We start from the raw sequence: 12,274 nt of genomic DNA, 5'->3' as shown, positions 1-12,274 counted from the left end.
GACGGAACGACCGGCCGCCATCCCCCGCACGGCGCAGGGAGCGGCTGCAGGAATCGCCTTTTACCCCTTGCAGTCATGGGAAATTTACAAATCGGTGCGACTGGAGGGGCGTGACCGGCGCGGCCTCTGCCTGCCGCCTGCCATACCAGACAGTCCAGTTGCGAATTGACACCCCGGCCCCTGGCAGGTGACAAATCCGGACAGGGAGGCGGGCGGCCCCCCAGGGCCGAGGCCCTGGCAAGGCCGTTCGGGAACGATGACGCCGCAAGGCACGACTCGGAGGGAAACATGCAACGAACCGTATTCTGGCTTGCCGGGCTGATGGTGCTGCCCGTCGCGGCCGAGGCCAGGACCGAAATCTCGTGGTGGCACGCGATGACCGGCGCCAATGCCGAGGTGGTGACCAAGATCGCCAATGATTTCAACGCCAGCCAGGAAGATTATGAGGTCAAGCCCGTCTTCAAGGGCACCTATCCCGAAACGCTGAACGCCGGCATTGCCGCCTTCCGCGCCGGCCAGGCCCCGGACATCATCCAGGTCTTCGACGTCGGCACCGGGGTGATGATGGGCGCGCAGGGCGCCATCAAGCCGGTGGCCGAGGTGCTGCAGGAAGGCGGCTACGACTTCGACAAGAGCCAGTATCTGCCCGGCATCGTCGGCTATTACTCGACGCCCGAGGGGGACATGCTGTCCTTCCCCTACAACTCCTCCTCGCCGATCCTGTATTACAACAAGGACATCTTCGAGAAGGCGGGGCTGGACGTGGACAACCCGCCCAAGACCTGGGCCGAGGTCTGGGCCGCCGCGCGCCAGATCAAGGAATCGGGGGCCGCGACCTGCGGCTATACCTCGACCTGGCTGACCTGGATCCATACCGAGAACTTCGCCGCCTGGAACAATGTCAGCTGGGGCACGAACGAGAACGGCCTGGCCGGCACGCCCGAGCTGAAGATCGACGGCCCGCTGTTCGTCAAGCATTTCCAGGAACTTGCGGACCTGGCGAAAGAGGGCGTCTTCGTCTATGGCGGCCGCACCAGCGAGGCCAAGCAGAACTTCACCTCGGGCGAATGCGGCATCCTGACCGAAAGCTCGGGCGGGCTGGGCGACATCGTGAAATCGGGCATGAACTACGGCATCGGCCAGCTGCCCTATGACGAGACCGCCGAGGGCGCGCCGCAGAACACCACGCCGGGCGGTGCCTCGCTTTGGGTGATGGGCGGCAAGTCGGACGAGACCTACAAGGGCGTCGCCGCCTTCTTCAACTACCTGTCGCAGACCGAGGTGCAGCAATACCTGCACGAACAATCGGGCTATCTGCCGGTGACCATGGCGGCTTACGAGGCGACCAAGGGCTCGGACTTCTACCAGCAGAACCCGGGCCGCGAGACGCCGATCCTGCAGATGATGGGCAAGGAGCCGACCGAGAACTCCAAGGGCGTGCGGGCGCCGAACCTGCCGCAGCTGCGCGACATCCAGAACGAGGAATACGAAAAGATGCTGGCCGGCCAGCAGGACGCGGCCACGGCGCTGAAGAACGCCGTCGAGCGCGGCAATGCCGCGATCCGCGAGGCCGCGGGCGGCTGAAACCAGGGGCGGGCGTTGCGGCGCCCGCCCGATCCGACAAGGGGGACGGATGAGACGCACGGTCTTTCCGCACAAGCTGCTGCCCTGGCTGCTGCTGGCGCCGCAACTGGCGATCACGCTGATCTTCTTCTACTGGCCGGCGGCGCAGGCCTTTCGCCAGTCCGTGCTGCGCGAGGACGCCTTCGGCCTGAAGACGACCTTCGTGGGGCTGGCGAATTTCCGCAAGGTGCTGAGCGATCCGAACTATCTGAACTCGGTCCGGGTGACGGTGGTGTTCTCGGTGCTGGTCGCCTTCTGCGCCATGGCGATCGCGCTGTTCCTGGCGGTGCAGGCGGAAAAGATCATCCGCGGCAAGGGCTTCTATCGCACGCTGATGATCTGGCCCTATGCGGTGGCGCCCGCCATCGCCGGCATGCTGTGGCTGTTCATGTTCAATCCCAGCTTCGGCACGTTGGCCTGGCCGCTGCGGCGGATGGGCATCTACTGGAACCCGCTGCTGGACGGCGAGCAGGCGATGGCGCTGGTGGTCGCCGCCGCGACATGGAAGCAGATCAGCTACAACTTCCTGTTCTTCGTCGCGGGCTTGCAGGCGATTCCCCGCTCGCTGCTGGAGGCGGCGGCCATCGACGGCGCCTCGCGCCGGCATGCCTTCTGGACCATCGCCTTTCCGCTGCTGGCGCCGACGACCTTCTTCCTGCTGGTGGTGAACACCGTCTATGCGCTGTTCGACACCTTCGGGATCATCCATGCCGTGACCGGCGGCGGCCCCGGCAAGGCGACCGAGACGCTGGTCTACAAGGTCTATAACGACGGTTTCGTGAACCTGATCATGGGCGATTCCGCCGCGCAATCGGTGATCCTGATGATCATCGTGATCGCGCTGACCGCCTTCCAGTTCCGCTTCATCGAGCGGAGGGTGCATTATGGCTGAATCCTCTCCGCTGGCCGCGCGCGGCGCCGGGCGAGTGCTGGCGCATTTCTGGATGGTGCTGGGCGTGATCGTGGTGGCCTTTCCGGTCTATTACGTCTTCGTCGCCTCGACCCATTCGGTGCAGACCATCCTGCGCCCGCCGCTGCCCCTGCTGCCCGGACCCGAGGCGGCGCGGAACTATTCCGATGCCTTCTCGGGCGGGATCAGCCGCATCGGCGGGGTCAGCCTGTGGCGGCTTCTGGCCAATACCACCATCGTCGCCATGGGCATCGCGCTGGGGAAGATCGCGATCTCGATGGCCTCGGCCTATGCCATCGTCTTTTTCCGCTTTCCGCTGCGCATGGCCTGTTTCTGGCTGATCTTCATCACCCTGATGCTGCCGGTCGAGGTGCGCATCCAGCCAACCTACAAGGTCATGGTCGACCTGGGGCTGATCGACACCTATCCGGGGCTGATCCTGCCCTTGATCGCCTCGGCCACCGCGACGCTTCTGTTCCGGCAGTTCTTCATGACCATTCCCGATGAATTGCTGGAGGCGGCGCGGGTCGACGGCGCCGGGCCCTGGCGGTTCTTCAGGGACATCCTGTGGCCGCTGTCGCTGACCAATGTGGCCGCGATCTTCGTGATCCAGTTCATCTATGGCTGGACGCAATACCTGTGGCCGCTGCTGGTCACCAATTCCAACGAAATGAACACCATCGTCATCGCGCTGAAGAAGATGATCTCATTCGCCGATGCCGATACGCCCTGGAACCTCGTGATGGTCACAAGCGTGCTGGCCATCCTGCCGCCGATCCTGGTGGTGGTGCTGATGCAGCGCTGGTTCGTCAAGGGCCTGGTCGAGACGGAGAAATAGATGGCCCGCATCCTGCTCAACGACGTCCGCAAGAGCTATGCGGGAAACGAGGTGATCCATGGCATCAGCATCGAGATCGCCGACGGCGAATTCGTGGTGATCGTCGGACCTTCGGGCTGCGGCAAGTCCACGCTTCTGCGCATGGTGGCCGGGCTGGAGGCGATCAGCGCCGGCACCATCGAGATCGGCGGCAAGGTGGTCAACGACCTGGAACCGCGCCAGCGCGACATCGCCATGGTGTTCCAGAACTATGCGCTTTATCCGCATATGTCGGTGCGCGAGAACATGGCCTACGGGCTCAAGATCGCCCGGATGCCGAAGGCCGAGATCGAGGCCCGCGTCGCCAAGGCCGCGACCATGCTGGAGCTGGAGCCCTATCTGGACCGCAAGCCGCGCGCGCTGTCGGGCGGCCAGCGCCAGCGCGTCGCCATGGGCCGGGCGCTGGTGCGCGAGCCGGCGGCGCTGCTGCTGGACGAGCCGCTGTCGAACCTGGACGCCAAGCTGCGGGTGCAGATGCGCCTGCAGATCAAGGAGATGCACCTGCGCACCGGCCAGACCACGCTTTATGTCACCCATGACCAGGTCGAGGCGATGACGCTCGCCGACCGGCTGATCGTGATGAACAAGGGCGTGGCCGAGCAGATCGCCACGCCGCTGGAGGTCTATGAGCGCCCGGCCAGCGAATTCGTGGCGGGCTTCATCGGCTCGCCGGCGATGAACATCTTCACCGTCGGGACGGCCGAGGGCGGCGTCACCCTGCCGGGCGGCGCGGTCCTGCCGCTGCCCGGCGTGCCGCGCGGCGGCGACCTGCGCCTTGGGCTGCGCCCCGAACATCTGCGGCTGGCGCAGCCGGGCGAGGCGGCGATCCCGGTCCTGCTGCGCTCGGTCGAGCGGCTGGGCGCGGACGCCTTCGGCTATGGCATGATCGAGGGCTCGGAGGTGCCGATGGTGCTGCGCCTGCCCGGCACCAGCCGGGCCGAGCGCGGCGACCGCATCGCGGCGGTGCCCGATCCGGCGCATCTGCATTTCTTCGACCCCGGCAGCGGCCGCCGCGTCGAGGGTTGAGGGGTCGATCAGCCAGCGTGAAAAGGCGGGCCGGGGCGGCCGCAAGCCGGCCGCCCGGGGGGATGCTGCGGGCACCGTTCCCGGACTTCGCCGCCAGGGCCTGCGCGGCATCCGGCGGCGTCGGGCCGGCCCTGCCATTGCCGCGCCCCGACCGGCAGGCTGCCAAGAGAGCGGGTCCTGCGACATGACGGGCCTGCCTGTCCCGTGGCAAGCAAGGCAGCATAGCCGGCCGCCTATTCGGCCAGCGCCTTGTCCAGCGCCTCGACCATCGGCCGGGTCAGGGTCTGCGGCCTTCGGTCGATGCCGGCCCAGCCGCGCTTAAGCGCCATGTCGATGTCGATGGCGCGGGCGGTCTCGGTTTCGGTCAGCTCGTCCCAGCCGAGCGGTGCCGCCACCGGCGCGCCGGGCCGGGCGCGGACCGAGAAGGGTGCGACCGCCGTGGCGCCGCGTTCGTTCCGGAGCCAGTCGATGAAGATCCGCCCCTTGCGGCTGGCCTTGGACAGCGCCACCGTATAGCGGTCCGGCTCGTCCCGGGCGCAGAGCGTGGCGAAGCCGTGGGCGAAATGCTTGAGTTCGTCCCAGCCCAGGTTGCGGCGCAGGTTCACCACCAGATGCACCCCCTTGCCGCCGGTCAGCATCGCCCAGGGGTCCAGGCCCAGGTCCCGCAGCCGGCCGCGCAGCGCCAGGGCGGCGGCGCGCACGGCGGCGAAACCCAGCCCCTCGTCGGGGTCGAGGTCGAAGACCAGCCGGTCCGGCCGCTCCAGCCGGTCGCGGCGCGCGGCCCAGATATGGAATTCGACCGTGCCCATCTGCACCGCCGCCACCAGCCCGGCCGCATCGGTGACATAGGCATAGGGCGCCGCCTCGCCATCGCTTTCGGTGATCTGCATCTGCTTCACCGGCTTGGGAAACCCCTTGCCCGGATGCTTCTGGAAGAACCGCTCGCCCGCCATGCCCTCGGGCAGGCGCAGCATCGACAGAGGCCGGTCGGCGGCCTCCTGCAGCATCAGCGGCGCAACCTGCTGGTAATAGCGGGCAAGCCCGGCCTTGGTCAGCCCGGCCTTGCCCGGGCCGGCATCGGCAAAGATCACCCGCTCGGGATGCGAGATCGCGACGCCTTCGATCCGTTCGGGCATGGATGGCTCCTCTTCTGCCTGCGGGGCAACGCCGGGCGGGCGGTTTGGGTTCGCCCCCGCCCGCGGCGCCCCGGCGGGCCGGGGTGGTTGCGCCGCCGGCCAAAGCCCGCTATGTCGGGCGCCCATACCGGTCGCAGCCTACCCGGTCATCAAAACAAGGGTCACATCATGAAGACGACAGTTGTCTGCTCGGGCGGACTCGATTCCGTGTCGCTGGCGCATATGATCGCCGCGCAGGGCGGGCTTTCGCGCCTGATCTCCTTCGACTACGGCCAGCGCCACCGCAAGGAGCTGGATTTCGCGGCCAGCGCCGCCCGGCGGCTGGACGTGCCGCATCACGTCATCGACATGCGCGGGGTGGGGGCGGTGCTGACCGGCTCGGCCCTGACCGGCGGGGCCGAGGTGCCGGACGGGCATTACGCCGAGGAGACCATGCGCATCACCGTGGTCCCGAACCGCAACGCCATCATGCTGACCATCGCCTTCGGCATGGCGGCGGCGGTGGGCGATCAGGCGGTGGCGGCCGCCGTGCATGGCGGCGATCATTTCATCTATCCCGATTGCCGCCCCGCCTTCACCGAAGCGTTCCAGCAGATGCAGGACGCGGCGCTGGACGGCTATGCGCGGCTGCGGCTGCTGACCCCCTTCGTGCATCGCACCAAGGCCGACATCGTCACCGAGGGCGCCCGCCACGGCACGCCCTTTGCCGAGACCTGGTCCTGCTACAAGGGCGGCGCCCTGCATTGCGGGCGCTGCGGCACCTGCGTCGAACGGCGCGAGGCCTTCCACCTGGCCGGCATCCCCGACCCGACCGCCTATGAGGATGCCGATTTCTGGCGGCAGGCCATCGCGGAACGGGGGCGGGCCTGATGTTCCGCATCGCCAAGGAGTTCCATTTCTCGGCCTCGCACCAGCTGGCGCATCTGCCGCCGGATCACCAATGCGCCCGGCTGCACGGGCACAATTACATCGTCGTGGTCGAGCTGGCGGCGGCCGAGCTGAATGCCGACGGCTTCGTGCGCGACTATCACGAGCTTGCGCCGCTGAAGCATTATATCGACACGCATTTCGACCATCGCCACCTGAACGACGTGCTGGACGGTCCTTCGACCGCCGAGAACATGGCGCGGCATTTCCATGACTGGTGCAAGGCGCGCTGGCCCGAGACGGTGGCGGTCCGGGTGTCCGAGACGCCCAAGACCTGGGCCGAGTATCGGCCATGACGCTGCGTATCGCGGAAATCTTCGGCCCGACCATCCAGGGCGAGGGCGCGCTGATCGGCGAGCCCACGGTCTTTGTCCGTGCCGGCGGCTGCGATTATCGCTGCCTCTGGTGCGACAGCCTGCACGCCGTGGACAGCAGCCATCGCCACGAATGGCGGCCGATGAGCGCCGAGGCGATCTGGGCCGAGGTGCGGCGCCTGTCCGGGGGCCAGCCGCTGACCGTCTCGCTGTCCGGCGGCAATCCGGCGATCCAGGATTTCGCCCCGCTGATCGCGCTGGGACGCGCCGCGGGCTACCGTTTCGCCTGCGAGACGCAGGGCTCGGTCGCGCAGCCTTGGTTCGCGGACCTGTCCATGCTGGTGCTGTCGCCGAAGCCGCCGTCGAGCGGGCAGCTGGTCGATTGGGACGCCTTCGACCGCTGCTTGCGGGCGGGCGAGGGCGCGGGCCAGCAGGTGCTGAAGATCGTGATCTTCGACCAGGCCGACCTGGACTGGGCGCGCGAGGTGGCCGCTCGCCATCCCGGCCTGCCGCTCTACCTGCAACCGGGCAACCCCGAGACCGATCCCGCCCTGCCGGTCGATCCGCAGGCCTTGGCCGACCGGCTGCTGTGGCTGGTCGAGAACACGGTCGGCCGCGGCTGGCTGAAACCGCGCATCCTGCCGCAGCTGCATGTCCTGATCTGGGGTAACCGGCGCGGCGTCTGACATTCGGAGAGAACCATGACCGAGACGATCTACAGCGGCCTCAAGCAGCTGGGCGGCGCCACCCTGCTGCCCGAAAGCCCCGACAAGGCCGAGCTGGAGCGGGTGCAGAACCCGCAGGCCGACGTGTCCTATAACGTGCGCTTTACCGCGCCCGAGTTCACCTCGCTCTGCCCGATGACCGGGCAGCCGGATTTCGCGCATCTGGTCATCGACTATGTGCCCGGAGACTGGCTGGTCGAGTCGAAATCGCTGAAGCTATATCTCGGAAGCTTCCGCAATCATGGTGCTTTCCATGAGGATTGCACCGTCTCGATCGGCCGGCGGCTGGCCGGGTTCCTTGCGCCGCGCTGGCTGCGCATCGGCGGCTATTGGTATCCGCGCGGCGGCATGCCCATCGATGTCTTCTGGCAGACCGGACCCATGCCCGAGGGGGTCTGGATCCCCGACCAGGGTGTTCCGCCCTATCGCGGCCGCGGCTGAACCTGCCCGGCAAGAACCTATCAGTCGGCGCGGTCCCGAGTATCGGGCCGCGCCGATTTTTCTTGACAGTCCCCTCGCGAGTATGTGAGCATTTGCCCATCGCATTAGCAAATGCCGATCCGCAGGGGAGGACAATCGAATGAGCATGATGCTGCGCGGCCTGATGGGGGCTTGCGCCATGACGGCGCTGGCGGCGCCCGCCTTGGCCGAGACGCTGACCATCGCCACCGTGAACAACGGCGACATGATCCGCATGCAGAAGATGACCAAGCCGTTCACCGATGCGAACCCGGACATTCAGCTGGAATGGGTCACGCTGGAGGAGAACGTGCTGCGCCAGCGCGTCACCACCGACATCGCCACCAAGGGCGGGCAATACGACATCGTGACGGTCGGCAATTACGAGGTGCCGATCTGGGCCAAGCAGGGCTGGCTGACGCCGCTCGAGGACATGGGCGAGGATTACGACGCCGCCGACATCCTGCCGCCCATCGCCGAGGGGCTGTCGCTGGACGGCAAGCTTTATGCCGCGCCCTTCTACGGCGAATCCGCGATGATCATGTATCGCACCGACCTGATGGAAAAGGCCGGGCTGGAAATGCCTGAGCGCCCGACCTGGGATTTCGTCTATGACGCGGCGCGCAAGATGACCGACAAGGCCAACGAGGTCTATGGCATCTGCCTGCGCGGCAAGGCCGGCTGGGGCGAGAACATGGCCTTCCTGACCTCGATGGGCGCAAGCTACGGCGCGCCCTGGTTCGACATGGACTGGAAGCCGCAATTCTCGGGCGAGGCCTGGAAGAAGGCGCTGACCGATTACGTCACCATCATGAACGAGGCCGGCCCGCCCGGCGCCTCGTCGAACGGCTTCAACGAGAACCTGGCGCTGTTCCAGACCGGCAAGTGCGGCATGTGGATCGACGCCACCGTGGCGGCCAGCTTCGTGTCGAACCCCAAGGATTCCACCGTGGCCGACAAGGTCGGCTATGCGCTGGCGCCCGAGGGCGAGAAGCCGCAGATGTGGCTCTGGGCCTGGACGCTGGCGATCCCGTCCTCGACCGATGCGCCGGATGCGGCCAAGAAGTTCGTCGCCTGGGCGACCTCGAAAGCCTATACCGAGCAGGTCGCGGCGGAAGAGGGCTGGGCGAACGTGCCGCCGGGCACCCGGACCTCGCTTTACGAGAATCCGGAATACCAGCAGGCCGCGCCCTTCGCCAAGCCGACGCTCGACAGCATCATGTCGGCCGATCTCGCGAACCCGACCACCGTGGAAGTGCCCTATATCGGCGCGCAATGGGTGGGCATCCCCGAGTTCCAGGCGCTTGGCACCGCGGTCGGCCAGCAATTCTCGGCCGCTCTGGCGGGCCAGGCCAGCGTCGATCAGGCCCTGCAGATGGCCCAGCAGATCGCCGAGCGCGAAATGGCCCGGGCCGGCTATCCCAAGTGACAGGCGTTGCTGAGTCAACCCGGACCTGAGCCGGGGCAGGGGGCGGCAAGCCCGGCCCCTGCCACCCAACCCGAACCTTCATCGCTCGCGTGGGAGGCGCGCCGATGGCTACCAGACATCAGAAAACACTCGCGCGCCTGATGGTCGCGCCCTCGGTCCTGCTGCTTCTGGGCTGGATGATCGTGCCGCTGGCCATGACGCTGTGGTTCAGCTTCCAGAGCTACAACCTGCTCTCGCCCGGCATGGAACGCTTCATCGGCTGGGCCAATTACCAGTATTTCCTGTCCGATCCCGCCTTCTGGACCGCGATGCAGAACACGCTGCTGCTGGTCGGGGGCGTGCTGGTCATCACCGTGGGCGGCGGCATCCTGCTGGCCTTGCTGCTGGACCAGCCGATGTTCGGGCAGGGCATCGTGCGCATCCTGGTGATCGCGCCCTTCTTCATCATGCCGACCGTCTCGGCGCTGGTGTGGAAGAACATGTTCATGAACCCGGTGAACGGGCTTTTCGCCTGGCTCGCCAAGGCGGTGGGCGCGCAGCCCATCGATTTCCTGGCGCAATATCCGCTGATGTCGATCATCCTGATCGTCGCCTGGCAATGGCTGCCCTTCGCCACGCTGATCCTGCTGACCGCGCTGCAATCGCTCGACAGCGAGCAGATGGAGGCGGCCGAGATGGACGGCGCCGGGACCTGGGCCAAGTTCACCCACCTGATCCTGCCGCACCTGTCGCGCGCCATCACCGTGGTGATCCTGATCGAGACCATTTTCCTGCTTTCGGTCTTCGCCGAGATCCTGGTCACCACCAATGGCGGGCCGGGCTACCAGTCCACCAACCTGACCTATCTGGTCTTTTCGCAGGCGCTGCTGCAGTTCGACGTGGGCGGCGCATCCGCCGGGGGCATCATCGCCGTCATCCTTGCCAACATCGTCGCGATCTTCCTGATGCGGATGATCGGCAAGACGCTGGAGTAAGAACCATGGCCCGCAAGACTTCCGATACCCGCCGCTGGGGCTTCACCATCCTGGCCTGGGGCGTGGCGTTCCTGATCTTCTTCCCGATCCTGTGGACGATCCTGACCAGCTTCAAGTCCGAGGCCGACGCCATCGCCAGCCCGCCCAAGTTCCTGTTCTTCGACTGGACGACCCAGAACTATGCCGAGGTGCAGTCGCGCTCGCCCTATTTCCGGCATTTCATGAACTCGGTCATCATCTCGGTCGGCTCGACGCTTCTTGGCCTGCTGATCGCCATTCCGGCCGCCTGGTCGATGGCCTTCCAGCCGGCCAAGCGCACCAAGGACCTGCTGATGTGGATGCTGTCCACCAAGATGATGCCGGCGGCCGGGGTGCTGATCCCGATGTATCTGCTGTTCCGCGGCTGGGGGCTTCTGGACACCCGCGCCGGGATCACCGTCGTCCTGATGCTGATCAACCTGCCGATCATCACCTGGATGCTCTACACCTATTTCCGCGAAATTCCTTCGGAAATCCTGGAAGCCGCGCGGATGGACGGCGCCAGCCTCAGGAACGAGATCCTGCACGTGCTGACGCCGATGGCCGTGCCCGGCATCGCCTCGACGCTGCTTCTGAACGTGATCCTAGCCTGGAACGAGGCGTTCTGGACGCTGAACCTGACCACCTCCAAGGCGGCGCCGCTGACGACCTTCATCGCCAGCTATTCCAGCCCCGAGGGGCTTTTCTACGCGAAACTCTCGGCGGCGAGCACCATGGCCATCGCCCCGATCCTGATCCTGGGCTGGTTCAGCCAGAAGCAACTCGTGCGCGGCCTGACCTTCGGCGCGGTGAAATGAAAAGGGGGGAATGATGGGTAGCATCACGCTTCAACAGGTCCGCAAGACCTTCGGCGAGGTCGAGGTCATTCCGGGCGTCGATCTGGAGATCAGCGACGGCGAATTCGTGGTCTTCGTCGGCCCTTCGGGCTGCGGCAAGTCCACGCTTCTGCGGCTGATCGCCGGGCTTGAGGATGTGACCTCGGGCCGGATCGTCATCGACGGGCAGGACGTGACCCAGGCGGCGCCGGCCAAGCGCAAGCTGGCCATGGTGTTCCAGTCCTATGCGCTTTACCCGCATATGTCGGTCAGGAAGAACATCGCCTTTCCGCTGAAGATGGCGGGCATGGCGGCGGACGAGCAGGAGCGGCGCGTCCAGCATGCGGCCGGCATCCTGAACCTGACCGACTATCTGGACCGCCGTCCGGGCCAGCTGTCCGGTGGCCAGCGCCAGCGCGTCGCGATCGGCCGCGCCATCGTGCGCGAGCCCTCGGCCTTTCTGTTCGACGAGCCCTTGTCGAACCTCGACGCGGCCTTGCGGGTGAACATGCGGGTCGAGATTTCCGAGCTGCACAAGAAGCTGGCGACGACGATGATCTATGTCACCCATGACCAGGTCGAGGCGATGACCATGGCCGACAAGATCGTCGTGCTGCGCGCCGGCCGGGTCGAGCAGGTGGGTTCGCCGCTCGAACTTTACCGCAAGCCCGCGAACCGCTTCGTGGCGGGCTTCATCGGCAGCCCGAACATGAATTTCATCGAGGGCGAGGCCGCCGCCGCCATGGGGGCCCATGCCATCGGCGTACGCCCCGAGCATTTCACCATGTCCACCACCGGCGGCCAGTTCGCCGGCACGGTGGGCGTGGCCGAGCATCTGGGCTCGGACACCTTCCTGCATATCGAGCTGGACGGCGGCACCCCCATCGTCGCGCGGGCGGCGGGCGAGTTCCCGGTGGATCACGGCGACCGCATCTGGCTGACCCCGCAGGACGGCCGGGTCTATCGCTTCGACCAGCAGGGGTTGGCGCTGTAAGCGCGCCGCCCCTATCGGGGCCGCGC

At 66.6% G+C, this 12,274-nt stretch carries 13 protein-coding genes; 12 read left to right on the top strand and 1 reads right to left on the bottom strand.

From position 1 onward, the window contains the following. Positions 1-288: 288 nt before the first annotated feature. Genes ugpB through LOS78_RS14070 form a run of 4 tightly spaced genes read left to right on the top strand, consistent with a single transcriptional unit; the run spans position 289 to position 4,436 of the window. Positions 289-1,584 (top strand): sn-glycerol-3-phosphate ABC transporter substrate-binding protein UgpB, encoded by a 1,296-nt coding sequence (gene ugpB / locus LOS78_RS14085; RefSeq protein ID WP_230377193.1) that lies wholly within the window; start codon positions 289-291, stop codon positions 1,582-1,584. 49 nt (positions 1,585-1,633) lie between these two features. Continuing rightward, positions 1,634-2,515, top strand: a complete 882-nt coding sequence (gene ugpA, locus LOS78_RS14080; protein ID WP_028712442.1) for a sn-glycerol-3-phosphate ABC transporter permease UgpA — start codon at positions 1,634-1,636, stop codon at positions 2,513-2,515. After that, positions 2,508-3,371, top strand: a complete 864-nt coding sequence (gene ugpE, locus LOS78_RS14075) for a sn-glycerol-3-phosphate ABC transporter permease UgpE (RefSeq protein ID WP_028712443.1) — start codon at positions 2,508-2,510, stop codon at positions 3,369-3,371. The genes ugpA and ugpE overlap by 8 nt, the downstream gene beginning before the upstream one ends. After that, a complete protein-coding gene (locus LOS78_RS14070) occupies positions 3,372-4,436 on the top strand; it encodes a sn-glycerol-3-phosphate import ATP-binding protein UgpC (protein ID WP_230377192.1) in 1,065 nt (354 codons plus the stop codon). A gap of 233 nt (positions 4,437-4,669) precedes the next feature. Here LOS78_RS14070 and ligD read toward each other — a convergent pair whose 3' ends face one another. Continuing rightward, positions 4,670-5,572: a non-homologous end-joining DNA ligase gene (ligD, locus tag LOS78_RS14065; RefSeq protein WP_230377191.1), complete on the bottom strand. Its 903-nt coding sequence runs from the start codon at positions 5,570-5,572 to the stop codon at positions 4,670-4,672. Positions 5,573-5,740: 168 nt separating this feature from the next. Between ligD and queC the strand changes: the two genes are divergently transcribed. The 8 genes from queC to LOS78_RS14025 all read left to right on the top strand — a co-directional run bounded on the left by queC (position 5,741) and on the right by LOS78_RS14025 (position 12,248). Continuing rightward, a complete protein-coding gene (gene queC, locus LOS78_RS14060) occupies positions 5,741-6,442 on the top strand; it encodes a 7-cyano-7-deazaguanine synthase QueC (protein WP_028712446.1) in 702 nt (233 codons plus the stop codon). After that, positions 6,442-6,795, top strand: a complete 354-nt coding sequence (locus LOS78_RS14055) for a 6-pyruvoyl tetrahydropterin synthase family protein (RefSeq protein WP_230377190.1) — start codon at positions 6,442-6,444, stop codon at positions 6,793-6,795. Before queC ends, LOS78_RS14055 begins: the two co-directional genes overlap by 1 nt. Then, positions 6,792-7,499 (top strand): 7-carboxy-7-deazaguanine synthase QueE, encoded by a 708-nt coding sequence (gene queE, locus LOS78_RS14050; RefSeq protein WP_230377189.1) that lies wholly within the window; start codon positions 6,792-6,794, stop codon positions 7,497-7,499. The genes LOS78_RS14055 and queE overlap by 4 nt, the downstream gene beginning before the upstream one ends. Before the next feature lie 15 nt (positions 7,500-7,514). Then, positions 7,515-7,979, top strand: coding sequence for a preQ(1) synthase (gene queF, locus LOS78_RS14045; RefSeq protein ID WP_230377188.1), 465 nt, complete (start codon positions 7,515-7,517; stop codon positions 7,977-7,979). A gap of 139 nt (positions 7,980-8,118) precedes the next feature. Then, on the top strand, positions 8,119-9,426 hold the full coding sequence (locus LOS78_RS14040; protein ID WP_230377187.1) for a sugar ABC transporter substrate-binding protein: 1,308 nt from the start codon (positions 8,119-8,121) through the stop codon (positions 9,424-9,426). 104 nt (positions 9,427-9,530) lie between these two features. Then, the gene (locus LOS78_RS14035) at positions 9,531-10,400 is read left to right on the top strand and encodes a carbohydrate ABC transporter permease (protein ID WP_028712451.1); all 870 of its coding nucleotides are present in this window, start codon (positions 9,531-9,533) and stop codon (positions 10,398-10,400) included. A 5-nt stretch (positions 10,401-10,405) separates the two neighbouring features. Continuing rightward, the gene (locus tag LOS78_RS14030) at positions 10,406-11,236 is read left to right on the top strand and encodes a carbohydrate ABC transporter permease (protein WP_028712452.1); all 831 of its coding nucleotides are present in this window, start codon (positions 10,406-10,408) and stop codon (positions 11,234-11,236) included. 13 nt (positions 11,237-11,249) lie between these two features. After that, positions 11,250-12,248 (top strand): ABC transporter ATP-binding protein, encoded by a 999-nt coding sequence (locus tag LOS78_RS14025; protein WP_230378523.1) that lies wholly within the window; start codon positions 11,250-11,252, stop codon positions 12,246-12,248. Positions 12,249-12,274 lie beyond the last annotated feature (26 nt).

Source organism: Paracoccus sp. MA (genome assembly GCF_020990385.1).
In the GTDB taxonomy this organism is placed as follows: domain Bacteria; phylum Pseudomonadota; class Alphaproteobacteria; order Rhodobacterales; family Rhodobacteraceae; genus Paracoccus.
This window is presented reverse-complemented; position numbering and strand designations above follow the sequence as displayed.

Bases quoted from the DNA above. Each gene is read 5' to 3' on its own strand.
- LOS78_RS14030 (WP_028712452.1), top strand. From the start codon at position 10,406: ATGGCCCGCAAGACTTCCGATACCCGCCGCTGGGGCTTCACCATCCTG.
- LOS78_RS14040 (WP_230377187.1), top strand. From the start codon at position 8,119: ATGAGCATGATGCTGCGCGGCCTGATGGGGGCTTGCGCCATGACGGCG.
- ugpA (WP_028712442.1), top strand. From the start codon at position 1,634: ATGAGACGCACGGTCTTTCCGCACAAGCTGCTGCCCTGGCTGCTGCTG.
- LOS78_RS14025 (WP_230378523.1), top strand. From the start codon at position 11,250: ATGGGTAGCATCACGCTTCAACAGGTCCGCAAGACCTTCGGCGAGGTC.
- queF (WP_230377188.1), top strand. From the start codon at position 7,515: ATGACCGAGACGATCTACAGCGGCCTCAAGCAGCTGGGCGGCGCCACC.
- queE (WP_230377189.1), top strand. From the start codon at position 6,792: ATGACGCTGCGTATCGCGGAAATCTTCGGCCCGACCATCCAGGGCGAG.
- queC (WP_028712446.1), top strand. From the start codon at position 5,741: ATGAAGACGACAGTTGTCTGCTCGGGCGGACTCGATTCCGTGTCGCTG.
- ugpB (WP_230377193.1), top strand. From the start codon at position 289: ATGCAACGAACCGTATTCTGGCTTGCCGGGCTGATGGTGCTGCCCGTC.
- LOS78_RS14055 (WP_230377190.1), top strand. From the start codon at position 6,442: ATGTTCCGCATCGCCAAGGAGTTCCATTTCTCGGCCTCGCACCAGCTG.
- LOS78_RS14035 (WP_028712451.1), top strand. From the start codon at position 9,531: ATGGCTACCAGACATCAGAAAACACTCGCGCGCCTGATGGTCGCGCCC.
- ligD (WP_230377191.1), bottom strand. From the start codon at position 5,572: ATGCCCGAACGGATCGAAGGCGTCGCGATCTCGCATCCCGAGCGGGTG.
- LOS78_RS14070 (WP_230377192.1), top strand. From the start codon at position 3,372: ATGGCCCGCATCCTGCTCAACGACGTCCGCAAGAGCTATGCGGGAAAC.
- ugpE (WP_028712443.1), top strand. From the start codon at position 2,508: ATGGCTGAATCCTCTCCGCTGGCCGCGCGCGGCGCCGGGCGAGTGCTG.